This is a genomic window from Pseudomonas sp. H3_C08, assembly GCF_054669455.1.
The window spans coordinates 6,046,409-6,068,875 of the sequence record NZ_CP162803.1 but is presented as its reverse complement, the minus strand read 5'-3'; the positions used below and the strand labels follow the sequence as shown (position 1 = coordinate 6,068,875).

The 22,467-nt window shown below is 57.6% G+C and carries 15 protein-coding genes, 2 tRNA genes and 2 rRNA genes; 11 read left to right on the top strand and 8 right to left on the bottom strand.

Features of this window, described 5'->3' with window-relative positions:
- Nucleotides 1-19 precede the first annotated feature (19 nt).
- The 6 genes from AB4N74_RS27520 to aptA all read right to left on the bottom strand — a co-directional run bounded on the left by AB4N74_RS27520 (nucleotide 20) and on the right by aptA (nucleotide 8,465).
- Nucleotides 20-2,913, bottom strand: a 23S ribosomal RNA gene (locus AB4N74_RS27520).
- A 234-nt stretch (nucleotides 2,914-3,147) separates the two neighbouring features.
- Nucleotides 3,148-3,223: transfer RNA gene (locus AB4N74_RS27515), tRNA-Ala, on the bottom strand.
- A 10-nt stretch (nucleotides 3,224-3,233) separates the two neighbouring features.
- A tRNA-Ile gene (locus AB4N74_RS27510) sits at nucleotides 3,234-3,310 on the bottom strand.
- A gap of 123 nt (nucleotides 3,311-3,433) precedes the next feature.
- Nucleotides 3,434-4,970, bottom strand: a 16S ribosomal RNA gene (locus tag AB4N74_RS27505).
- Together the 16S and 23S rRNA genes with 2 tRNA genes alongside form the textbook arrangement of a ribosomal RNA operon.
- 575 nt (nucleotides 4,971-5,545) lie before the next feature.
- Nucleotides 5,546-7,039: a CoA-acylating methylmalonate-semialdehyde dehydrogenase gene (locus tag AB4N74_RS27500; protein ID WP_460097826.1), complete on the bottom strand. Its 1,494-nt coding sequence runs from the start codon at nucleotides 7,037-7,039 to the stop codon at nucleotides 5,546-5,548.
- A 76-nt stretch (nucleotides 7,040-7,115) separates the two neighbouring features.
- Nucleotides 7,116-8,465 carry an omega-aminotransferase AptA gene (gene aptA, locus AB4N74_RS27495; RefSeq protein WP_093430337.1) on the bottom strand — a complete coding sequence of 450 codons (1,350 nt, stop codon included), beginning with the start codon at nucleotides 8,463-8,465 and terminating at the stop codon, nucleotides 7,116-7,118.
- 138 nt (nucleotides 8,466-8,603) lie between these two features.
- Here aptA and AB4N74_RS27490 point away from each other — a divergent pair, with 138 nt between their 5' ends.
- The 7 genes from AB4N74_RS27490 to AB4N74_RS27460 all read left to right on the top strand — a co-directional run bounded on the left by AB4N74_RS27490 (nucleotide 8,604) and on the right by AB4N74_RS27460 (nucleotide 16,573).
- Entirely contained in the window at nucleotides 8,604-9,524 is a 921-nt protein-coding gene (locus tag AB4N74_RS27490; RefSeq protein WP_007914725.1) for a LysR family transcriptional regulator, read from the top strand.
- A gap of 121 nt (nucleotides 9,525-9,645) precedes the next feature.
- Nucleotides 9,646-11,034 carry a uracil-xanthine permease family protein gene (locus AB4N74_RS27485; RefSeq protein ID WP_257356956.1) on the top strand — a complete coding sequence of 463 codons (1,389 nt, stop codon included), beginning with the start codon at nucleotides 9,646-9,648 and terminating at the stop codon, nucleotides 11,032-11,034.
- Between the two features lie 87 nt (nucleotides 11,035-11,121).
- Nucleotides 11,122-11,772, top strand: coding sequence for a TetR/AcrR family transcriptional regulator (locus AB4N74_RS27480; RefSeq protein ID WP_038360732.1), 651 nt, complete (start codon nucleotides 11,122-11,124; stop codon nucleotides 11,770-11,772).
- Between the two features lie 7 nt (nucleotides 11,773-11,779).
- Nucleotides 11,780-12,361: an IMPACT family protein gene (locus AB4N74_RS27475; protein ID WP_257356955.1), complete on the top strand. Its 582-nt coding sequence runs from the start codon at nucleotides 11,780-11,782 to the stop codon at nucleotides 12,359-12,361.
- 618 nt (nucleotides 12,362-12,979) lie between these two features.
- On the top strand, nucleotides 12,980-14,527 hold the full coding sequence (locus tag AB4N74_RS27470) for an ABC transporter ATP-binding protein (protein ID WP_320335861.1): 1,548 nt from the start codon (nucleotides 12,980-12,982) through the stop codon (nucleotides 14,525-14,527).
- Between the two features lie 13 nt (nucleotides 14,528-14,540).
- Nucleotides 14,541-15,647 carry an ABC transporter permease gene (locus AB4N74_RS27465; RefSeq protein ID WP_093430325.1) on the top strand — a complete coding sequence of 369 codons (1,107 nt, stop codon included), beginning with the start codon at nucleotides 14,541-14,543 and terminating at the stop codon, nucleotides 15,645-15,647.
- Nucleotides 15,647-16,573 carry an ABC transporter permease gene (locus AB4N74_RS27460; RefSeq protein WP_099757921.1) on the top strand — a complete coding sequence of 309 codons (927 nt, stop codon included), beginning with the start codon at nucleotides 15,647-15,649 and terminating at the stop codon, nucleotides 16,571-16,573. Before AB4N74_RS27465 ends, AB4N74_RS27460 begins: the two co-directional genes overlap by 1 nt.
- A 59-nt stretch (nucleotides 16,574-16,632) precedes the next feature.
- On the opposite strand, the gene AB4N74_RS27455 is transcribed toward AB4N74_RS27460, so the two are convergent.
- Nucleotides 16,633-17,049 (bottom strand): hypothetical protein, encoded by a 417-nt coding sequence (locus tag AB4N74_RS27455; protein WP_093430369.1) that lies wholly within the window; start codon nucleotides 17,047-17,049, stop codon nucleotides 16,633-16,635.
- 84 nt (nucleotides 17,050-17,133) lie between these two features.
- On the opposite strand from AB4N74_RS27455, the gene AB4N74_RS27450 reads away from it, so the two are divergent.
- From AB4N74_RS27450 to AB4N74_RS27440, 3 genes are all read left to right on the top strand, one after another.
- The gene (locus tag AB4N74_RS27450) at nucleotides 17,134-17,484 is read left to right on the top strand and encodes a MerR family transcriptional regulator (RefSeq protein ID WP_099757920.1); all 351 of its coding nucleotides are present in this window, start codon (nucleotides 17,134-17,136) and stop codon (nucleotides 17,482-17,484) included.
- A 22-nt stretch (nucleotides 17,485-17,506) separates the two neighbouring features.
- On the top strand, nucleotides 17,507-18,193 hold the full coding sequence (locus tag AB4N74_RS27445) for an SDR family oxidoreductase (protein ID WP_257358459.1): 687 nt from the start codon (nucleotides 17,507-17,509) through the stop codon (nucleotides 18,191-18,193).
- Between the two features lie 253 nt (nucleotides 18,194-18,446).
- Nucleotides 18,447-19,805: an 8-oxoguanine deaminase gene (locus AB4N74_RS27440; protein WP_099757918.1), complete on the top strand. Its 1,359-nt coding sequence runs from the start codon at nucleotides 18,447-18,449 to the stop codon at nucleotides 19,803-19,805.
- Between the two features lie 123 nt (nucleotides 19,806-19,928).
- Here AB4N74_RS27440 and AB4N74_RS27435 read toward each other — a convergent pair whose 3' ends face one another.
- Nucleotides 19,929-21,020 carry a calcium:cation antiporter gene (locus tag AB4N74_RS27435; protein WP_099757917.1) on the bottom strand — a complete coding sequence of 364 codons (1,092 nt, stop codon included), beginning with the start codon at nucleotides 21,018-21,020 and terminating at the stop codon, nucleotides 19,929-19,931.
- Between the two features lie 288 nt (nucleotides 21,021-21,308).
- On the opposite strand from AB4N74_RS27435, the gene AB4N74_RS27430 reads away from it, so the two are divergent.
- Complete coding sequence (locus AB4N74_RS27430) at nucleotides 21,309-22,382, top strand: BMP family ABC transporter substrate-binding protein (protein WP_099759385.1); 1,074 nt, start codon at nucleotides 21,309-21,311, stop codon at nucleotides 22,380-22,382.
- Nucleotides 22,383-22,467 lie beyond the last annotated feature (85 nt).

Genomic DNA, 22,467 nt, shown 5'->3' with positions numbered 1-22,467 from the left:
CAAATTGCTTGGGTGTTATATGGTCAAGCCTCACGGGCAATTAGTATTGGTTAGCTCAACGCCTCACAGCGCTTACACACCCAACCTATCAACGTCGTAGTCTTCGACGGCCCTTCAGGGAACTCAAGGTTCCAGTGAGATCTCATCTTGAGGCAAGTTTCCCGCTTAGATGCTTTCAGCGGTTATCTTTCCCGAACATAGCTACCCGGCAATGCCACTGGCGTGACAACCGGAACACCAGAGGTTCGTCCACTCCGGTCCTCTCGTACTAGGAGCAGCCCCTCTCAAATCTCAAACGTCCACGGCAGATAGGGACCGAACTGTCTCACGACGTTCTAAACCCAGCTCGCGTACCACTTTAAATGGCGAACAGCCATACCCTTGGGACCGGCTTCAGCCCCAGGATGTGATGAGCCGACATCGAGGTGCCAAACACCGCCGTCGATATGAACTCTTGGGCGGTATCAGCCTGTTATCCCCGGAGTACCTTTTATCCGTTGAGCGATGGCCCTTCCATACAGAACCACCGGATCACTAAGACCTACTTTCGTACCTGCTCGACGTGTCTGTCTCGCAGTCAAGCGCGCTTTTGCCTTTATACTCTACGACCGATTTCCGACCGGTCTGAGCGCACCTTCGTACTCCTCCGTTACTCTTTAGGAGGAGACCGCCCCAGTCAAACTACCCACCATACACTGTCCTCGATCCGGATAACGGACCTGAGTTAGAACCTCAAAGTTGCCAGGGTGGTATTTCAAGGATGGCTCCACGCGAACTGGCGTCCACGCTTCAAAGCCTCCCACCTATCCTACACAAGCAAATTCAAAGTCCAGTGCAAAGCTATAGTAAAGGTTCACGGGGTCTTTCCGTCTAGCCGCGGATACACTGCATCTTCACAGCGATTTCAATTTCACTGAGTCTCGGGTGGAGACAGCGCCGCCATCGTTACGCCATTCGTGCAGGTCGGAACTTACCCGACAAGGAATTTCGCTACCTTAGGACCGTTATAGTTACGGCCGCCGTTTACCGGGGCTTCGATCAAGAGCTTCGCGTTAGCTAACCCCATCAATTAACCTTCCGGCACCGGGCAGGCGTCACACCCTATACGTCCACTTTCGTGTTTGCAGAGTGCTGTGTTTTTAATAAACAGTCGCAGCGGCCTGGTATCTTCGACCGGCATGAGCTTACGGAGCAAGTCCTTCACCCTCACCGGCGCACCTTCTCCCGAAGTTACGGTGCCATTTTGCCTAGTTCCTTCACCCGAGTTCTCTCAAGCGCCTTGGTATTCTCTACCCAACCACCTGTGTCGGTTTGGGGTACGGTTCCTGGTTACCTGAAGCTTAGAAGCTTTTCTTGGAAGCATGGCATCAACCACTTCGTGTTCTAAAAGAACACTCGTCATCAGCTCTCGGCCTTAAGATCCCGGATTTACCTAAGATCTCAGCCTACCACCTTAAACTTGGACAACCAACGCCAAGCTGGCCTAGCCTTCTCCGTCCCTCCATCGCAATAACCAGAAGTACAGGAATATTAACCTGTTTTCCATCGACTACGCTTTTCAGCCTCGCCTTAGGGACCGACTAACCCTGCGTCGATTAACGTTGCGCAGGAAACCTTGGTCTTTCGGCGTGGGTGTTTTTCACACCCATTGTCGTTACTCATGTCAGCATTCGCACTTCTGATACCTCCAGCAAGCTTCTCAACTCACCTTCACAGGCTTACAGAACGCTCCTCTACCGCATCACCCGAAGGTGATACCCGTAGCTTCGGTGTATGGTTTGAGCCCCGTTACATCTTCCGCGCAGGCCGACTCGACTAGTGAGCTATTACGCTTTCTTTAAAGGGTGGCTGCTTCTAAGCCAACCTCCTAGCTGTCTAAGCCTTCCCACATCGTTTCCCACTTAACCATAACTTTGGGACCTTAGCTGACGGTCTGGGTTGTTTCCCTTTTCACGACGGACGTTAGCACCCGCCGTGTGTCTCCCATGCTCGGCACTTGTAGGTATTCGGAGTTTGCATCGGTTTGGTAAGTCGGGATGACCCCCTAGCCGAAACAGTGCTCTACCCCCTACAGTGATACATGAGGCGCTACCTAAATAGCTTTCGAGGAGAACCAGCTATCTCCGAGCTTGATTAGCCTTTCACTCCGATCCACAGGTCATCCGCTAACTTTTCAACGGTAGTCGGTTCGGTCCTCCAGTTAGTGTTACCCAACCTTCAACCTGCCCATGGATAGATCGCCCGGTTTCGGGTCTATTCCCAGCGACTAGACGCCCTATTAAGACTCGCTTTCGCTACGCCTCCCCTATTCGGTTAAGCTCGCCACTGAAAATAAGTCGCTGACCCATTATACAAAAGGTACGCAGTCACAGAACAAAGTCTGCTCCCACTGCTTGTACGCATACGGTTTCAGGATCTATTTCACTCCCCTCTCCGGGGTTCTTTTCGCCTTTCCCTCACGGTACTAGTTCACTATCGGTCAGTCAGTAGTATTTAGCCTTGGAGGATGGTCCCCCCATATTCAGACAAAGTTTCTCGTGCTCCGTCCTACTCGATTTCATGACTAAGAGATTTTCGCGTACAGGGCTATCACCCACTATGGCCGCACTTTCCAGAGCGTTCCGCTAATCTCAAAGCCACTTAAGGGCTAGTCCCCGTTCGCTCGCCACTACTAAGGGAATCTCGGTTGATTTCTTTTCCTCAGGGTACTTAGATGTTTCAGTTCCCCTGGTTCGCCTCTTGCACCTATGTATTCAGTACAAGATAACCATCTTATGATGGCTGGGTTCCCCCATTCAGACATCTCCGGATCAAAGTCTGTTTGCCGACTCCCCGAAGCTTTTCGCAGGCTACCACGTCTTTCATCGCCTCTGACTGCCAAGGCATCCACCGTATGCGCTTCTTCACTTGACCATATAACCCCAAGCAATCTGGTTATACTGTGAAGACGACATTCGCCGAAAATTCGAATTTCTCAATTAAGAGAACTCACAAATTTTACCTTAGCCTGATCCGTTACCAGTGAAAGTAACGTTCAGTCTATCTTTCTATCACATACCCAAATTTTTAAAGAACGATCTAATCAAAAGACTAGAAATCAATATTCTCAACGGAATACTCATTTCTAAGCTTTCAGAAGCAGTTATATGGTGGAGCCAAGCGGGATCGAACCGCTGACCTCCTGCGTGCAAGGCAGGCGCTCTCCCAGCTGAGCTATGGCCCCATAACAAAATTGGTGGGTCTGGGCAGATTCGAACTGCCGACCTCACCCTTATCAGGGGTGCGCTCTAACCAACTGAGCTACAGACCCAATTTCGAGCGCGTAACTGTTAGCTTGGAGCTATCAGCTTGGAGCTTAAAGCTGCTTCTATCGTCTTCTTCAATGAATCAAGCAATTCGTGTGGGAACTTATGGAGCAGCTGATGTCGTCGATTAAGGAGGTGATCCAGCCGCAGGTTCCCCTACGGCTACCTTGTTACGACTTCACCCCAGTCATGAATCACACCGTGGTAACCGTCCTCCCGAAGGTTAGACTAGCTACTTCTGGTGCAACCCACTCCCATGGTGTGACGGGCGGTGTGTACAAGGCCCGGGAACGTATTCACCGTGACATTCTGATTCACGATTACTAGCGATTCCGACTTCACGCAGTCGAGTTGCAGACTGCGATCCGGACTACGATCGGTTTTATGGGATTAGCTCCACCTCGCGGCTTGGCAACCCTTTGTACCGACCATTGTAGCACGTGTGTAGCCCAGGCCGTAAGGGCCATGATGACTTGACGTCATCCCCACCTTCCTCCGGTTTGTCACCGGCAGTCTCCTTAGAGTGCCCACCATAACGTGCTGGTAACTAAGGACAAGGGTTGCGCTCGTTACGGGACTTAACCCAACATCTCACGACACGAGCTGACGACAGCCATGCAGCACCTGTCTCAATGTTCCCGAAGGCACCAATCCATCTCTGGAAAGTTCATTGGATGTCAAGGCCTGGTAAGGTTCTTCGCGTTGCTTCGAATTAAACCACATGCTCCACCGCTTGTGCGGGCCCCCGTCAATTCATTTGAGTTTTAACCTTGCGGCCGTACTCCCCAGGCGGTCAACTTAATGCGTTAGCTGCGCCACTAAGAGCTCAAGGCTCCCAACGGCTAGTTGACATCGTTTACGGCGTGGACTACCAGGGTATCTAATCCTGTTTGCTCCCCACGCTTTCGCACCTCAGTGTCAGTATCAGTCCAGGTGGTCGCCTTCGCCACTGGTGTTCCTTCCTATATCTACGCATTTCACCGCTACACAGGAAATTCCACCACCCTCTACCATACTCTAGCTCGACAGTTTTGAATGCAGTTCCCAGGTTGAGCCCGGGGATTTCACATCCAACTTAACGAACCACCTACGCGCGCTTTACGCCCAGTAATTCCGATTAACGCTTGCACCCTCTGTATTACCGCGGCTGCTGGCACAGAGTTAGCCGGTGCTTATTCTGTCGGTAACGTCAAAACAGCAACGTATTAAGTTACTGCCCTTCCTCCCAACTTAAAGTGCTTTACAATCCGAAGACCTTCTTCACACACGCGGCATGGCTGGATCAGGCTTTCGCCCATTGTCCAATATTCCCCACTGCTGCCTCCCGTAGGAGTCTGGACCGTGTCTCAGTTCCAGTGTGACTGATCATCCTCTCAGACCAGTTACGGATCGTCGCCTTGGTGAGCCATTACCTCACCAACTAGCTAATCCGACCTAGGCTCATCTGATAGCGCAAGGCCCGAAGGTCCCCTGCTTTCTCCCGTAGGACGTATGCGGTATTAGCGTTCCTTTCGAAACGTTGTCCCCCACTACCAGGCAGATTCCTAGGCATTACTCACCCGTCCGCCGCTGAATCCAGGAGCAAGCTCCTCTCATCCGCTCGACTTGCATGTGTTAGGCCTGCCGCCAGCGTTCAATCTGAGCCATGATCAAACTCTTCAGTTCAAACATCTTTGGGTTTTTAAGAAACCCTAAACTTGGCTCAGCAATCGTTGGTTACATCTTTGATTTCTCGCGGAGTAACTTGTGATGCTGATAATCTTGTTGACTATCAGTCTGACTCCACAAGCACCCACACGAATTGCTTGATTCAGTTGTTAAAGAGCGGTTGGTTAAGATCTTTCGTCTCAACCGAGGCGCGCATTCTACAGCAGCCTCATTTGCTGTCAAGTGATTATTTTCAGAAGCTTTCGAAGAATTCTTCAACAACTTCAACCACTTGCGCCTCCGATCTCTCGTCAGCGGGAGGCGAATTCTACAGCGTTACACGCTGCTGTCAACACCTCTTTTTCAACTTCCTTCTGGCTTCGATGAACTGAAGCAACCTGCCGCCGAAACCTACATAACTCATTGAATCTCAAGGAGTTTTCCGTTTCGACTGCGCCGGAAGTGGGGCGAATTATAGACATCTGAAATTCGCCGTCAACACTTATTTTCATAATTCTGTCACATCGGTCAAAAAACCCTGAAAACACGAAGGCCGACCCCAAGGGTCGGCCTTCGTTGCATCGCCCCTCTACTTACAAGCTAGGGAACGCGAACTGCGAAGCCTCATGGCTGGCTCGCTGCGGCCAGCGCTGGGTGATCGCCTTGCGACGGGTATAGAAGCGCACACCATCCGGACCATAAGCGTGCAGGTCACCAAACAGTGAACGCTTCCAGCCGCCGAAGCTGTGGTAAGCCACCGGAACCGGCAGCGGCACGTTGACGCCGACCATGCCGACTTCAATCTCGTCGCAGAACAGACGCGCCGCTTCACCGTCACGGGTGAAGATGCAGGTGCCGTTGCCGTATTCGTGATCGTTGATCAGTTGCATTGCCTCTTCCAGGCTGTTCACGCGAACGATGCACAGTACCGGGCCGAAGATCTCTTCTTTATAGATACGCATCTCTGGGGTGACGTTGTCAAACAGGCAGCCACCGAGGAAGAAGCCTTCTTCATGACCGGCCACGCTGAAACCACGACCGTCGACCACCAGGGTCGCGCCCGCTGCCACGCCGTCATCCACGTAACCGCTGACTTTGTCGCGCGCCTGACCGGTTACCAGTGGGCCCATGTCCAGACCGCACGAAGTGCCAGCACCGATTTTCAGCGCCTTGATCTGTGGAACCAGTTTCGCCACCAGTGCATTCGCTACCTGGTCCCCCACACACACGGCCACCGAGATCGCCATGCAGCGCTCGCCGCAGGAACCATAAGCCGCGCCCATCAGTGCGCTGACCGCGTTGTCCAGATCGGCATCCGGCATCAGCACCGCGTGGTTCTTCGCGCCGCCCAGTGCCTGGACGCGCTTGCCGCGCTTGGTACCTTCGGCATAAATGTACTCGGCAATCGGCGTCGAACCAACGAAGCTCAGCGCTTTGACTTCCGGCGCTTCGATCAACGCGTCCACCGCCGTCTTGTCACCGTGCACAACACTCATCACGCCTTTCGGCAGACCGGCCTCCAGCAGCAACTGAGCGATCAGCAGTGTCGAGCTCGGGTCACGCTCGGACGGCTTGAGGATAAAGCAGTTGCCGCAGACTATCGCCAGTGGATACATCCACAGCGGCACCATGGCCGGGAAGTTGAATGGGGTGATACCGGCAACAATGCCCAGCGGCTGGAAGTCCGACCATGCGTCGATGTTCGGGCCGACGTTGCGGCTGTACTCGCCCTTGAGGATTTCCGGAGCAGCGCAAGCGAACTCGACGTTCTCGATACCACGCTTCAGTTCACCGGCGGCGTCTTCGAGGGTCTTGCCGTGTTCTTCGCTGATCAATTGCGAGATGCGCGCTTCGTTCTGCTCCAGCAGTTGCTTGAAGCGGAACATCACCTGCGCACGTTTGGCAGGTGGCGTGTTGCGCCAGGCCGGGAACGCGGCCTTGGCGGCATCGATGGCTTTCTGGATGGTGGCCTGGCTGGCCAATGGCAGCTTGTGGATAGCCTGACCAGTGGACGGATTGAACACATCAACCGCGCGACCGTTCTCGGTCACCAGTTCGCCATTGATCAAATGCGGGATAACGCTCATCGAAAACTCCTGAATTCTTGTCCACGGGCACACGTTAAGGAGTGCCCGTTTTTGTAGGTATATATAGAAGGAAAAATCAGTCGAGCTTGTTCAGCACTTCGCCGACCGCGTCGAACAGACGATCGAGGTCTTGTGGCTTGCTGTTGAAAGTCGGGCCGAACTGCAAGGTGTCGCCGCCGAAGCGTACGTAGAACCCGGCCTTCCACAGGGCCATGCCGGCTTCGAACGGACGCACGATGGCGTCACCGTCACGCGGGGCAATCTGGATAGCACCGGCCAGACCGAAGTTACGGATGTCGATAACGTTCTTCGACCCTTTCAGCCCGTGCAGCGCGTTTTCAAAATGCGGGGCGACGTCTGCAACGCTCTGTACCAGGTTTTCCTTTTGCAGCAGGTCGAGAGCCGCCAGGCCAGCGGCACAAGCCACCGGGTGTGCCGAGTAGGTGTAGCCGTGTGGAAATTCCACGGCGTATTCCGGGGTCGGCTGGTTCATGAAGGTCTGGTAGATCTCGGAGCTGGCAATCACCGCGCCCATCGGGATCGCGCCGTTGGTGACTTGCTTGGCGATGCACATCAGATCCGGGGTCACGCCAAAGGTGTCGGCGCCGAACATATTGCCGGTGCGGCCGAAACCGGTGATCACTTCGTCGAACACCAACAGGATGCTGTGCTGATCGCAGATTTCGCGAAGACGTTTCAGGTAACCCTGTGGCGGAACCAGTACACCAGCGGAACCGGCCATAGGCTCAACGAATACTGCGGCGATATTCGAAGCATCGTGCAGCTCAATCAGTTTCAGCAGTTCATCGGCCAAAGCAATACCGCCCTGCTCCGGCATGCCACGGGAGAAGGCATTGCTCGCCAGCAGCGTGTGCGGCAGGTGATCGACATCCATCATCGCCTGACCGAACAGCTTACGGTTGCCGTTGACGCCGCCGAGGCTGGTGCCGGCGATGTTCACGCCGTGGTAGCCACGGGCACGGCCGATCATTTTGGTTTTGGTCGCCTGACCTTTCAGGCGCCAGTAGGCACGAACCATTTTCACGGCGGTATCGGCGCACTCGGAACCGGAGTCGGTGAAGAACACGTGGTTGAGGTTGCCCGGGGTCAGCTCAGTGATCTTCTCGGCCAGCTGGAACGACAGCGGATGACCGTACTGGAAGCCCGGCGAGTAATCGAGGGTGCCCAATTGCTTGGAAACCGCTTCCTGAATTTCCTTGCGGGTGTGGCCGGCGCCGCAGGTCCACAGCCCGGACAGCGAGTCGTATACCCGGCGGCCCTTGTCGTCGATCAGCCAGCTGCCTTCGGCGCCAACGATCAAACGCGGATCGCGCTGGAAGTTACGGTTGGCGGTGTACGGCATCCAGTGCGCGTCCAGCTTCAGTTGGCTGGCCAGTGGCGACGGCGCGTTTTCAGGCATGTTCATCGGGCAAAACCTCGCAGGGCATAAGCGTCAGGGAGATAAAAAGCGTTGTTGCAGCTAAATTGCCACGCGGATAAAGTCGGTGAAATCCAACTCTTCTAACCTTCAGTTAGAACTTTGCTAAACAATGAGAACAATAAGATGAGCAGCCGTCGCCCCGATCCGCTGGCCCAGGTCAGTGACTTTGATATCCGCTTGCTGCGGATTTTTCGCAGTGTGGTGGAGTGCGGCGGCTTCTCGGCAGCGGAAACCGTGCTCGGCATCGGTCGCTCGGCGATCAGCCAACAGATGAGCGATCTGGAGCAGCGCCTCGGTTTGCGTCTGTGCCAGCGTGGTCGAGCCGGGTTTTCGCTGACCGAGGAAGGTCGCGAGGTGTATCAGTCGGCACTGCAACTGTTAAGTGCGCTGGAAAGCTTTCGCACCGAAGTCAACGGTCTGCACCAGCATTTGCGGGGTGAGTTGATCATTGGCCTGACCGACAACCTCGTCACCCTGCCCCACATGCGCATCACCCACGCCCTCGCCCAATTGAAAGAACGCGGGCCGGATGTGCAGATCCAGATCCGCATGATTGCGCCCAATGAAGTCGAGCAAGGCGTGCTCGATGGGCGTCTGCATGTCGGCGTGGTACCGCAGGCCAGTGCGTTGTCGGGCCTGGAATATCAGCCGTTGTACAGCGAGCGTTCGCTGCTTTATTGCGCTGTTGGTCACCCACTGTTTTATGTCGATGACAAGCAACTCGATGACGAGCGCCTGAACAGTCAGGACGCGATTGCCCCGACGTTCCGTTTGCCGGCGGAGATTCAGGCGCATTACCAGGCACTCAATTGCACCGCCAGCGCCTCCGACCGTGAAGGGATGGCGTTTTTGATTTTGACCGGGCGTTACATTGGTTATCTGCCGGATCATTACGCCAGCCTTTGGGTGCAGCAAGGTCGCTTGCGTGCATTGAAATCGCAAACGCGTTTTTATGACCTGAGCCTGGCATCGGTCACGCGCAAGGGGCGGCGCCCTCATTTGGTGCTGGAAAGCTTTTTGGAGAGTCTGGCGGCAACGCGTTGAAAATCCGCCGAGGCCTGCCAGCGTTGGGCCCTGGCGACAAATCTGGCAAATAACCTGAGCAAGTGGACAGTTTTTTGCAGTGCAGGATCAATCCCGATCCTTCAACAAGAAGCCTTAAGCCATGCAGCCAGATTCCGCACCGTCCAGCGACCTGATCTACGGCCTCAACGACCGCCCCAAACCCGCTGCTGCAATTCTTGCCGCACTGCAACACGTGCTCGCCAGTTTCGTCGGCATCATCACCCCGCCATTGGTGATTGGCTCGGCCCTCGGGCTGACTGCGCATTTGCCTTATCTGATCAGCATGGCCTTGATGGTCTCGGGCGTCGGCACGTTTATTCAGGCGCGGCGACCATTCGGGATCGGCGCGGGAATGATCTGTCTGCAAGGCACCAGTTTCGCCTTTCTCGGTGCGGTGCTCTCCGCTGGTTTTCTGGTCAAGCAGCGCGGCGGCAGCCCGGAAGACATTCTGGCGATGATTTTCGGTGTGTGCTTTTTCGGCGCAATCGTGCAGATCGTTCTCAGCCGCTTCATCGGTCAACTGCGTCGCGTGGTTACGCCGCTGGTGACCGGGATCGTTATCACCCTCATCGGTATCAGCCTGATCAAGGTCGGCATCACCGACCTGGGCGGAGGCTTCAATGCGCCTGACTTCGGTGCGCCGGGCAATCTGGCGCTGGGCGTGTTTGTGTTGCTGACGATCATTCTGCTCAACCGCTCGAACACGCCGTGGGTGCGTCTATCGGCGATTATTATCGGTTTGGTGCTCGGCAGCCTCGCCGCGTGGTTCACTGGAAAACTGGTACCGCAGCCATTGCCTGACTTGCCACTGGTGAGTTTTCCTACGCCGTTCAAGTTTGGCTTCAATTTCGACTGGACGGCTTTCCTGCCGGTCGCGCTGATTTATCTGATCAGCACCATCGAAACCGTCGGCGACCTCACTGCCAATTGCATGCTCGCTCGCCAACCGATCAGCGGCCCTTCTTATATAAGCCGCCTGCGCGGTGGCGTACTCGGCGATGGCGTCAGCTGCATGATCGCCGCGACCTTCAGCGCCTTCCCCAACACCACGTTCGCGCAGAACAACGGTGTGATTCAGTTGACCGGCGTCGCCAGCCGCTACGTCGGGCTGTACATCGGCGCGATTCTGTTTTGCCTCGGCTTGTTCCCGATGATCGGCGCGGTGCTGCAACAGATTCCGAAACCGGTGCTCGGCGGCGCGACCCTGGTGATGTTCGGCGCGGTGGCGGCTGCCGGTGTGCGCATCCTCGCGCAGTCGCCGCTGGATCGACGCAGCATGTTGATCATCGCCACGTCGTTCGGCGTCGGCCTGGGCATCGCCGCACAACCGACCCTGCTACACCTGCTGCCGAAGCTGGTGCAGAACCTGTTTGATTCGGCGATCACCAGCGGCGGCCTGACCGCAATCATCCTGTGCCTGCTGCTGCCGGAGTCGAAAACCGAGGCCGCTGTAGCGCACGCGCCGCTGAACAAGATCGAACAGGCGTAACGGTTTTTCGCGCAAGGACTTGTCGGATGCCTGTGGGTGCGCTATCAACGCAACTGGTTGCACCCACAGACAAACCCGGAAGTGCCTATGACCTTTGAAGTCCCTGCCCATGGCGGCAAACCCGCCAGCCGCATTCGTCAGAAGAACGAAGAGACCATCCTCAAAGCCGCCGAAGACGAGTTCGCTCGTCACGGGTACAAAGGCACCAGCATGAACACCATCGCGCAGAATGCCGGGTTGCCCAAGGCCAACCTGCATTACTACTTCACCAACAAGCTTGGCTTGTACGTGGCGGTGCTGAGCAACATCATCGAGTTGTGGGACAGCACCTTCAACACCCTCACCGCCGAGGACGATCCGGCCGAAGCACTGACTCGTTATATTCGCGCCAAGATGGAATTCTCCCGCCGCCAGCCACAGGCCTCGCGGATCTTTGCGATGGAAGTGATCAGCGGCGGCGAATGCCTCAGCGAATATTTCAATCAGGATTATCGCGCCTGGTTCACTGGCCGCGCGGCGGTATTTCAAGCGTGGATCGATGCGGGCAAAATGGACCCGGTCGATCCGGTGCACTTGATCTTCCTGTTGTGGGGCAGCACTCAGCATTATGCCGACTTCGCCACGCAGATCTGCCGCGTCAGTGGTCGCAGCAAGTTGACCAAGCAGGACATGGAAGACGCCGGCAACAACCTGATCCGCATCATTCTCAAAGGCTGCGGCCTCACTCCTCCTCTATAAGACGTTTATGCCTTTCACCCTCAGCGGTTTTTGCGAGTACCGCGAAGAGATTCGCAAAAGCCGCTTTAACACCTTCGCCACGCCGATCGGCAGCCCTGCCGACGCGCAGGCGTTTTTCGAGCAGTACAGCGATCTGAACGCCTCGCACAATTGCTGGGCGTGGAAACTCGGCGATCAATACCGCAGCAATGACGACGGCGAACCGGGCGGCACGGCCGGGCGCCCGATTCTGGCGGCGATTGAAGCGCAGGATTGCGACCAGGTCGCAGTGCTGGTGATTCGTTGGTACGGCGGCATTCAACTCGGCACGGGTGGTTTGGCCCGGGCGTATGGCGGGGGCGCGAACAAGTGCCTGCAGACGGCGGCCAAAATCGAATTGATCAGCCGGGTGCCGTTGAGCTGTGCTTGCGGGTTTGCCGAGTTGGCGCTGGTGAAGTTGCGGGTGGCCGATCTGGGTGGATTGGTTGTCGAAGAAAACTTCACGGCAAACGGCGTTGAGTTGAAGTTGGCGGTGGGTGAGGCGCAGATCGATGTCTTGCAAACCCAGCTAGCTGATTTGAGCCGTGGGCGGATTTTGCTTCAACGATAAAAGATCAAAAGATCGTCCGATCGCGGCCCGAGCGTTCCGCAGCTCCTACATTTGAAATGCGCTCCCCTGTTGGAGCTGCCGAAGGCTGCGATCTTTTGGGGCGATCCCGAATTTCCTTATTCCACAGAGTTGCCCACATCGGCTGTGCACCCGACTGTGGATAACCTGAGTACATTCCGCTGTAACCCTTCTGTCACGTGGCTTTGCGCGGTTTGTTCACTTTTCGTTCAATTCTCCCGACGAAACGAAATTTTCAAACATAAACAGTCAGTTAGCGCGGTTTATCACCATTAGAAGAAAGCACCGCAGTGCTTATGCCCGGGTTTGCAGCTTGCGCACAATAACTGTGGAACAAGCTGTGGATAACCCGTTCATGGCTGGCGCAGTCGCTGGATCCATCTAGCCCCCAAGGGATTGCTCGTTTTTTGATCATATCGCGACGGGCAAAACTGGCGCCCGAGCAACGGCTTTGCTCTGAATTGGTGCCATCGTCGTACGTGATTCGGCCTTCAATGCTCTATACCGAGTGCTGCCACACGCGGCCCGCTCGCGTTCCTGACTCAATGGCCAGGAAATTGCTTTATCCACAGGCACAACTCCAAGCAAGTCGAGCCTGTCATGCCAATTGCTTCCAACACCCCGCGCCTGCAACTGCGCCACATCAGCAAACGCTACCCCGGTTGTCTGGCCAACGATGCCATCGACCTGAGCATCACGCCCGGTGAAATTCACGCCCTGCTCGGTGAAAACGGTGCGGGCAAAAGTACGTTGATGAAGATCATCTACGGCGTCACCCAGGCCGACACCGGCGAGATGCTTTGGCAAGGTCAGCCGGCGAATATCCGCAACCCGGCGCAGGCGCGGCAGTTGGGGATTGGCATGGTATTCCAGCATTTCTCACTGTTCGAAACCCTCAGCGTGGCGCAAAACATTGCTTTGGCGATGGGCGCAGCAGCCGGCACGCCGAAACAACTGGAACCGAAAATTCGTGAAGTGTCGCGCCGTTATGGCATGGCGCTGGAGCCGGAGCGACTTGTCCACAGCCTGTCGATCGGCGAGCGGCAACGGGTGGAGATCATTCGTTGCCTGATGCAGGACATTCGCCTGCTGATTCTCGACGAGCCGACCTCGGTGCTGACGCCGCAAGAGGCCGACGAATTGTTTATCACCCTGCGCCGCCTCGCCGCCGAAGGCTGCAGCATTCTGTTTATCAGCCACAAACTCGCTGAAGTGCGCGCGTTGTGCCACAGCGCGACGGTTCTGCGCGGTGGGCGCGTGGCCGGACATTGCCTGCCAGCGGAGTGCTCGGATCAGCAATTGGCGCAGATGATGGTCGGCGAAGCGGCGGCGTTGATTGGCGACTATCCGAAGGTCAGCGGCGGCGCGGCGTTTTTGCGGGTGAAGGGCTTGAGTTGGCACAACCCGGATCCGTTCGGCTGCTCGCTGATTGACATTGATGTGCAAGTGCGCAGCGGCGAAATTGTCGGCATCGCCGGGGTCGCTGGTAATGGCCAGGATGAGTTGCTGGCCCTGCTCAGCGGCGAGCAAACCTTGCCTCGGGCGCAAGCCGCGACCATTCGATTCGCCGAGCAACACGTCGCCGATTTGCGCCCGGATGCCCGCCGCAAACTGGGCCTGGCTTTCGTCCCCGCCGAACGCCTCGGGCATGGCGCGGTGCCGGAATTGAGTCTGGCGGACAACGCCCTGCTGACGGCTTTCCAACAAGGCTTGGTCAGCAACGGGCTAATCCAGCGCGGTAAAGTCGAAGCCCTCGCCCAACAGATCATTCAGCGCTTCGGTGTAAAAACCCCGGACACGCAAACCGCCGCGCGCAGTCTGTCCGGCGGCAATCTGCAGAAATTCATCCTCGGCCGGGAAATTCTCCAGCAACCGAAACTGCTGATCGCCGCGCACCCGACCTGGGGCGTCGACGTTGGCGCCGCCGCGACCATTCACCGTGCGCTGATCGCGCTGCGCGATGCCGGCGCGGCGATTCTGGTGATCTCCGAAGACCTCGACGAATTGTTCCAGATCAGCGACCGCCTCGGCGCGCTGTGCGGTGGACGTTTGTCGGCACTGCAAGACACCAGCAAGACACAACTCAGCGACGTCGGCGGCTGGATGGCCGGCCAGTTCGACCACGCCCCTTCAGCCGCCACGGTTTAACGGAGTTATACACATGCTGCTTTCCCTCGAACCCCGTGGCCAGCAATCGCGCCTGATGCTGTGGTGCTCGCCGTTACTGGCGGCGGCGCTGACGCTCGGTTGCGGCTCGCTGCTGTTTATCGCCCTTGGTCATGATCCGCTGCAAACCTTGCACACGCTGCTGATCGCACCGGTCAGCGATTTGTATGGCGTCTCTGAATTGTTGGTCAAGGCGCTGCCGATTCTGCTCTGCGCACTGGGCTTGGCAGTGGCCTATCAGGCGCGAATCTGGAACATCGGCGCTGAAGGTCAATTGCTCCTCGGCGCACTCGCCGGCAGTGCCTTGGCGGTGAATATCATCGACCTGCAAAGCCGCTGGGCGCTGGTGTTGATTCTGCTCACCGGCACCCTCGCCGGCGCGGCATGGGCCGGGCTGACTGCGTGGTTGCGCACACGCTTCAACGCCAACGAAATCCTCACCAGCATCATGCTCAATTACATCGCGCTGAATCTGCTGCTGTTCTGCGTGCACGGGCCGCTGAAGGATCCCGCCGGGTTCAACTTTCCCGAATCGGCGATGTTCGGCGATGCCAGCCGTTTGCCGTTGTTGATGGAGGATGGCCGCGTGCACGCCGGGGTGTATTTCGCCTTGCTCGCACTGGTCGCGGTGTGGGTGTTGTTGCAGAAAAGCTTTGTCGGTTTCCAGATCAAAGTACTCGGGCTGGACAAGCGCGCGGCGGGGTTCGTCGGCTTTCGCGAGAAGCGGCTGATCTGGCTGGCGCTGTTGATCAGTGGCGGCTTGGCCGGGCTCGCGGGTGTCTGCGAGGTCACCGGACCGATTGGCCAATTGGTACCGCAGGTGTCGCCGGGATACGGCTACGCGGCAATCACCGTGGCGTTTCTCGGACGCCTCAATCCGATCGGGATTCTATTTTCCAGCCTGTTGATGGCGCTGCTGTATATCGGCGGCGAGAGCGCGCAAATGACCCTGAATCTGCCGCAGGCGATCACCCAGTTGTTTCAGGGAATGATGCTGTTTTTCCTGCTCGCCAGTGACGTGCTGATTCTCTATCGGCCACGCCTGAACCTGCGTTGGGTGAAGCGCACTTCGACCACTGCCGTAACCGCCGGAGCGCTGTGATGGATATCGATCTGTTGAGCAATATTTTCTACGCCATGGTGCGTTGCGGCACGCCGTTGTTGCTGGTGGCGCTGGGGGAATTGATCTGCGAGAAGAGCGGCGTGCTCAACCTCGGGCAGGAAGGGATGATGCTGTTTGGCGCGGTGATCGGTTTTATCGTCGCGCTCAACAGCGGCAACCTGTGGCTGGGCGTGTTGTTGGCGATGCTGGCCGGGATGTTGTTGTCGTCGCTGTTTGCGCTAGTGGCGTTGGTGTTCAACGCCAATCAGGTAGCGACCGGATTGGCACTGACGATTTTCGGTGTCGGGCTGTCGACCTTTGTCGGCGCAGCTTGGGTCGGTAAACCACTGGCCGGGTTTGAGCCGTTGGCGATCCCTTATCTGAGTGAGATTCCGCTGATCGGGCGGATGCTGTTTGCTCAGGATTTGCTGGTGTATCTGTCGTTCGCGCTGTTTGCGCTGGTGGCGTGGGTGATCATCAAAAGTCGTGTCGGGTTGATCATTCAAGCGGTCGGCGAGAATCCGGATGCGGCCAGTGCAATGGGGTTGCCGGTGTTGACCGTGCGCACGTTGGCGGTACTGTTCGGCGGGGCAATGGCCGGGCTGGCCGGTGCATATTTGTCGCTGGCGTACACGCCAATGTGGGCGGAAAACATGACCGCCGGGCGTGGCTGGATCGCCCTGGCGCTGGTGGTGTTTGCCAGTTGGCGGGTGTGGCGGTTGTTGCTCGGGGCTTATTTGTTCGGCCTCGCCAGCATCCTGCACTTGGTGGCGCAGGGTTTGGGGCTGGCGATTCCGTCGAGTTTGCTGGCGATGCTGCCGTATGTGGCGACGATTGTGGTGCTGGTGCTGTTGTCGCGGGATGCGTTGCGGACGCGGTTGTATGCGCCGGTTTCGCTTGGGCAGCCTTGGCAGTCAGGGCATTAAGAGGTGAATTCACTGCCCTCTTCGCGAGCAAGCTCGCTCCCACAGTTGACCGAGTTCACTCAGATCCCCTGTGGGAGCGAGCTTGCTCGCGAAGGCGTCCGCACAGGCAACACCTGAGCAACGCCCCACGCCAGTTCGAAGACCAGGAAAATAATCAGGATCGAACTGGCGCCATGGGCCAAGGCATATGCTTGCCAAGTCGCAAACAAAAACCGCCCCACCGCGTCATACCGTCCATAAAGCGCCTGCGGATCACGAATCCGCAGCACCGCCCACACGCACACCACCGAGCCCAGCAAATTCGCCATCAACAGGTGCACAGGCGCAAACGCCGGCAGTTCACCGGGCAAATTCAGCGCGGTCAAAAACCCATGCAAAGCGGCAAAACTCCACGGCGTGGCAAATGCCACCGTGACGATCAGGTCATACCAGGCACTGCCAAGCACCACATTGCGATACTGCGTTGAAGTCCACATCATCCATGCTCCGCAAAATTCAGGGAGCAAGCACGGTAAAGCCTGGAGTATGCTCCAGGGTCAATAGCCTTTTTGAGAGCCCGCATGCGCATCGGTGAATTAGCCCAGGCCTGCGCCGTCAGCCGTGACACTCTGCGCTTCTACGAGCAGCGTGGGCTGATAGCCGCGCAACGCCGTGCCAACGGTTACCGCGACTATCCGCCAGACATGGTGCAACTGGTGCTCTATATCAAAACCGCGCAACGCCTGGGATTTACCCTCGGCGAGATCAGTGAAAGCGTTGCCGCGCTGTGGAACGCCCCCAACCCGGACAACGCCGTGGCGCAGTTGCTGCGCGACAAACTGCAACTGATCGAAACCCGTATGCGCGAACTCGACACGCTGCGGCAAGAGTTGCAACTTCGCCTCGGTCAGGCCTGTCCATTGAATCCATGATCCTCATTCATCAAGGAAGCCCATCATGTCTGCAAAAAACGCACTGATCATCGGCGCCTCCCGGGGCCTTGGCCTCGGTCTGGTGAAAACCCTGCTGGCCGACGGCTGGCAAGTCACCGCCACCGTGCGCAATCCGCAAAACGCCGAGGCGCTGCAAGCGCTGGGCAAGGTGCGGATCGAGAAGCTCGACATGGATGACCAGCAAGCGGTGATCGCCCTGAGTCAGCAGCTCAAGGGCGAAACGTTTGACCTGCTGTTCGTCAACGCCGGGGTCAAAGGCCCGGCGGACCAGACCCCGGGCGGCGCGACACTGGCCGAAGTCGGTCAGCTGTTTTTCACCAACGCGGTGGCACCGATCAATCTGGCCCAGCGGTTTGTCGGGCAGATCCGCGATGGCAGCGGCGTGCTGGCGTTCATGAGTTCCGGGCTGGGCAGCGTGACGGTGCCGGACGCGCCGGAGCTGGCGCTGTACAAGGCGAGCAAGGCTGCGCTGAATTCGATGACCAACAGTTTTGTCACGCAACTCGGTGAGCAGAAGATGACAGTGTTGTCGCTGCATCCGGGTTGGGTGAAGACCGATATGGGCGGCGAAGGGGCTGACCTTGACGTGGAAACCAGCACCCGTGGGCTGGTTGATCAGGTGAATGCGTATACCGGCAAGGGCGGGCATCACTTCATCAACTACAAGGGTGAAACGATTCCCTGGTAAGCATACAAATCCCCTGTAGGAGTGAGCCTGCTCGCGATAGCGGTGTGTCGTTCAGCAAAAGTATTGCCTGATACACCGCTATCGCGAGCAGGCTCACTCCTACAAGGGACCGTGTTGTCCTGTCGGGTTGGGCTTGCCCGCTGCAACAATTTGTTTGAAACTGCGCACCTCGTCCTCGCGGCGACCCTGGATCAGCAGACAGGGCATCACTGAGCTGGCAACCCTGAACCCCATTTTCAGAGGAGCCGGCAACATGCCCGCGACCCGTACCTGGTTAAAAAATCCCCTCGCCATTTTCACCTCCAACTCGCTCGATGCCCGTGGCGGTCTTGTTGTGCAAGACGGTGTCATTGTCGAAGTCCTCGCCGCTGGCCAACAGCCGTCGGCGCCGTGCAATGCAGTGTTCGACGCCCGTGAACATGTGATCCTGCCGGGCCTGATCAACACCCACCATCACTTCTATCAAACCCTGACTCGCGCCTGGGCGCCGGTGGTCAATCAGCCGTTGTTCCCGTGGCTGAAAACCCTGTACCCGGTCTGGGCGCGCCTGACGCCGGAAAAACTCGCGCTCGCCACCAAAGTCGCTTTGGCCGAACTGCTGCTGTCGGGCTGCACCACTGCGGCCGATCACCACTACCTGTTCCCGGATGGCTTGGAGAACGCCATCGACGTGCAAGTCGAAACCGTCCGCGAACTGGGCATGCGCGCCATGCTCACTCGCGGTTCGATGAGCCTCGGCGAGAAGGACGGTGGCTTGCCGCCGCAGCAAACCGTGCAGGAAGGTCAGGTGATTCTCGACGACAGTCAGCGCCTGATTCACGAGTACCACGAACGTGGCGACGGCGCGCAGATCCAGATCGCTTTGGCGCCGTGCTCGCCGTTCTCGGTGACCCCGGAAATCATGTCGGCCAGCGCGGAACTGGCGAACAAGCTCGACGTGCGCCTGCACACCCACTTGGCCGAAACCCTCGATGAAGAAGATTTCTGCCTGCAGCGTTTCGGCCTGCGCACCGTCGATTATCTCGACAGCGTCGGCTGGCTCGGCCCGCGCACCTGGCTGGCCCACGGCATTCACTTCAACCCGGACGAAATCGCCCGCCTCGGTCAGGCCGGCACCGGTATTTGCCATTGCCCGAGTTCGAACATGCGTCTGGCCTCCGGCATCTGCCCGAGTATCGATCTGACTGACGCCGGTGCGCTGTTTGGTCTGGGCGTCGATGGTTCGGCGTCCAACGATGCGTCGAACATGATTCTCGAAGCGCGTCAGGCGTTGTACATCCAGCGTCTGCGTTACGGCGCCGAGAAGATCACCCCGGAACGCGTGCTGGGCTGGGCGACCAAGGGTTCGGCGAGCCTGTTGGGCCGTACCGATATCGGTGAGATTGCCGTGGGCAAGCAGGCGGATCTGGCGTTGTTCAAGCTTGATGAGCTGCGCTTCTCCGGTAGCCATGACCCGATTTCGGCGTTGCTGTTGTGCGGTGCCGATCGTGCGGATCGGGTGATGATTGGTGGTAAGTGGCGCGTGGTCGATGGCCAGGTTGAGGGTCTTGATCTGAAAGGCCTGATTGCCGATCACAGCCAGGCGGCGCGCCAGTTGATCGCCGGTACCTGATCCGATCACCAATCCCTGTGGGAGCGAGCTTGCTCGCGAAGGCGTCGTGTCAGTCAATATTTGAGTTGACTGATACTCCGCTTTCGCGAGCAAGCTCGCTCCCACAGTTGTTTTGTGTCGGGGCTAGAGACCGAGCAGGGACAACATGATGAACGTCGCGAACAGCACGAAGTGGGTCATGCCTTCGATGGCATTGGTCTCACCGTCATTGAGGTTGATCGCGCTGACGATCAGCGTGATGAAGATCATCACCGTCTGCACCGGCGTCATCGCCATCTGAAACGGCTGGCCGGTATACAGCGCCATCGCTTCCATCACCGGCACCGTCAAAATCACCGTCGACAGCGACGCGCCCATCGCAATGTTCACCACCGACTGCATGCGGTTGGCCAACGCTGCGCGCAACGCGGTCAAAATCTCCGGCGCTGCTGAAATCGCCGCCACCAGAATCGCCGTGATCACCGGCGGCGCGCCCGTGCCTTCCAGGCCCAGATCGAGGGTCTTCGACATCACTTCGGCCAGTGCGCCGATCACCACAATGCCAAACACCAGAATGCCGATCGACAGGCCGATGCTCGGCGCATTCGTCTGCGCGTCCTGCGGTTCTTTCTTGCGGCGTTTGTCCGGATAGCTGTAGCTGAAAAAGTAACTGTGCGGGCCGACCTGCATGCGCAGAAACAGCGCGTAAAGCACCACCATCGCGCCGATGGTGAACGCCGAATAAATCTTCCAGTTGGCCTCGGGAATAAACTCCGGCACCACCATCGACACCCCCATGGCGGTGAGGATCATCACGCTGTAGCTGCGCGCGGAATCGTCGTTATAGGACTGCTCGCCATGTTTGATCCCGCCCATCAGTGCGGCGAGGCCGAGGATGCCGTTGATGTCGAGCATCACGGCAGAATAGATCGTGTCGCGCACCAACGTGGGCGACGCTTCGTTGCTCATCATGATCGCGAGAATCACCACTTCGACCAGCACGGCCGCAAGCGTGAGGATCATCGTGCCGTAAGGATCGCCAACCTTTTCCGCGAGCAATTCTGCGTGATGGGCGACGCGCATCGAGGCGGCGACGATGAAAGCGATCAGCACCAGACCGCCGAGTAGCGCGACGATCTGGCCGCTGTGCAGCAGCCAGTGTTCCAGGGGATAGGCAACGCACGCGGCGATGACTGCCAGCAGCAGAAAGCTTTCTTGCTTGAGAATTGTGAGCATGGCGGGCCTTTTGCCGAAAGAGAGCGAATGAGCTACTGACTGCGGGGCGGCGCTAACGTTTCGTTACACCTTAGCGCACCAAGCGATGGCAGCTGGTTTCAGGCATGCACTTTTATCGGCCCTGCCGGCCCCTTCGCGAGCAAGCTCGCTCCCACATTGAAATGCGTTCACCTGTGGGAGCGAGCTTGCTCGCGAAGGTCACACTGCGGTTTCGAAGGAGTTTGTTGTCCTGTTGGTCAGCAATTTGCATTGACCCTGACCACACACAACAAAATGGAGTTCGAATTCATGCAAATACGTCCGCTGCACAAACTGCTGTGCGCCGCCCTCGGTCTGGGAATCAGTCTGAGCGCCAGCGCTGCCGATCCGCTCAAGGTCGGTTTCGTCTATATCGGCCCGATCGGTGACCACGGCTGGACGTATCAGCATGAGCAGGGGCGCAAGGCCCTCGCGGAAAAATTCGGCAATCAGATCACCACCAACTATGTGGAGAACGTCGCCGAAGGCGCCGACGCCGAGCGGGTGATCCGCAACATGGCCAAGGATAAATACGACCTGATCTTCACCACTTCCTTCGGCTACATGAACCCCACCGTCAAAGTCGCCAAGCAGTTTCCCAAGGTGACCTTCGAACACGCCACCGGCTACAAACAGGACAAGAACCTCGGCACCTATCTGGCGCGTACTTACGAGGGTCGCTACGTCGGTGGGTTCCTCGCGGCGAAGATGACCAAGACCAAGAAGATCGGTTACGTCGCTTCGTTCCCGATCCCGGAAGTGATCCGCGACATCAACGCCATCCAGCTGGCACTGAACAAGTACAACCCCGGCACCGAGATCAAAGTGGTGTGGGTCAACTCCTGGTTCGACCCGGGCAAGGAAGCCGATGCGGCCAACGCGCTGATCGATCAAGGCGTCGACGTGGTATTCCAGCACACCGACAGCCCGGCGCCGATTCAGGCCGCCGAACGTCGTGGCGTGTACGCGGTGGGGTATGCCTCGGACATGGCCCACTTCGGGCCGAAAGCCGTGCTGACTTCGATCGTCAACGACTGGGCGCCGCATTACATTCAGGCGACGCAGAGCGTGATCGATCACAGCTGGAAACCTCAGGATTACTGGGGTGGGTTGAAGGAAGGCACGGTTGAACTGCCGATCAGCGACCTGGTGCCGGCACCGGTGAAAGCCGAGGCCGAGCAGATCATTGCCGATATCAAGAGCGGTGCATTGCAGCCGTTTACAGGGCCGATCAAGGATCAGGCCGGGGTCGAGAAAATCCCCGCAGGCGTAAGCGCGACGAATGCGCAACTGGCGTCGATGAACTACTACGTTGAAGGCATGAAGGCTGAGATGCCGAAGTAATCCCCCGACTCACCACGCAAACCCTGTGGGAGCGAGCCTGCTCGCGAAAGCGGTGTGTCATTAAACAAAAATGTTGTCTGACACT

Excerpts from the sequence above, each read along its gene's own strand:
- AB4N74_RS27480 (WP_038360732.1), top strand. The coding sequence starts at position 11,122 with ATGACCTTTGAAGTCCCTGCCCATGGCGGCAAACCCGCCAGCCGCATT.
- AB4N74_RS27475 (WP_257356955.1), top strand. The coding sequence starts at position 11,780 with ATGCCTTTCACCCTCAGCGGTTTTTGCGAGTACCGCGAAGAGATTCGC.
- AB4N74_RS27465 (WP_093430325.1), top strand. The coding sequence starts at position 14,541 with ATGCTGCTTTCCCTCGAACCCCGTGGCCAGCAATCGCGCCTGATGCTG.
- AB4N74_RS27485 (WP_257356956.1), top strand. The coding sequence starts at position 9,646 with ATGCAGCCAGATTCCGCACCGTCCAGCGACCTGATCTACGGCCTCAAC.
- AB4N74_RS27470 (WP_320335861.1), top strand. The coding sequence starts at position 12,980 with ATGCCAATTGCTTCCAACACCCCGCGCCTGCAACTGCGCCACATCAGC.
- AB4N74_RS27490 (WP_007914725.1), top strand. The coding sequence starts at position 8,604 with ATGAGCAGCCGTCGCCCCGATCCGCTGGCCCAGGTCAGTGACTTTGAT.
- AB4N74_RS27450 (WP_099757920.1), top strand. The coding sequence starts at position 17,134 with ATGCGCATCGGTGAATTAGCCCAGGCCTGCGCCGTCAGCCGTGACACT.
- AB4N74_RS27460 (WP_099757921.1), top strand. The coding sequence starts at position 15,647 with ATGGATATCGATCTGTTGAGCAATATTTTCTACGCCATGGTGCGTTGC.
- AB4N74_RS27455 (WP_093430369.1), bottom strand. The coding sequence starts at position 17,049 with ATGTGGACTTCAACGCAGTATCGCAATGTGGTGCTTGGCAGTGCCTGG.
- AB4N74_RS27435 (WP_099757917.1), bottom strand. The coding sequence starts at position 21,020 with ATGCTCACAATTCTCAAGCAAGAAAGCTTTCTGCTGCTGGCAGTCATC.
- AB4N74_RS27440 (WP_099757918.1), top strand. The coding sequence starts at position 18,447 with ATGCCCGCGACCCGTACCTGGTTAAAAAATCCCCTCGCCATTTTCACC.
- aptA (WP_093430337.1), bottom strand. The coding sequence starts at position 8,465 with ATGAACATGCCTGAAAACGCGCCGTCGCCACTGGCCAGCCAACTGAAG.
- AB4N74_RS27430 (WP_099759385.1), top strand. The coding sequence starts at position 21,309 with ATGCAAATACGTCCGCTGCACAAACTGCTGTGCGCCGCCCTCGGTCTG.
- AB4N74_RS27500 (WP_460097826.1), bottom strand. The coding sequence starts at position 7,039 with ATGAGCGTTATCCCGCATTTGATCAATGGCGAACTGGTGACCGAGAAC.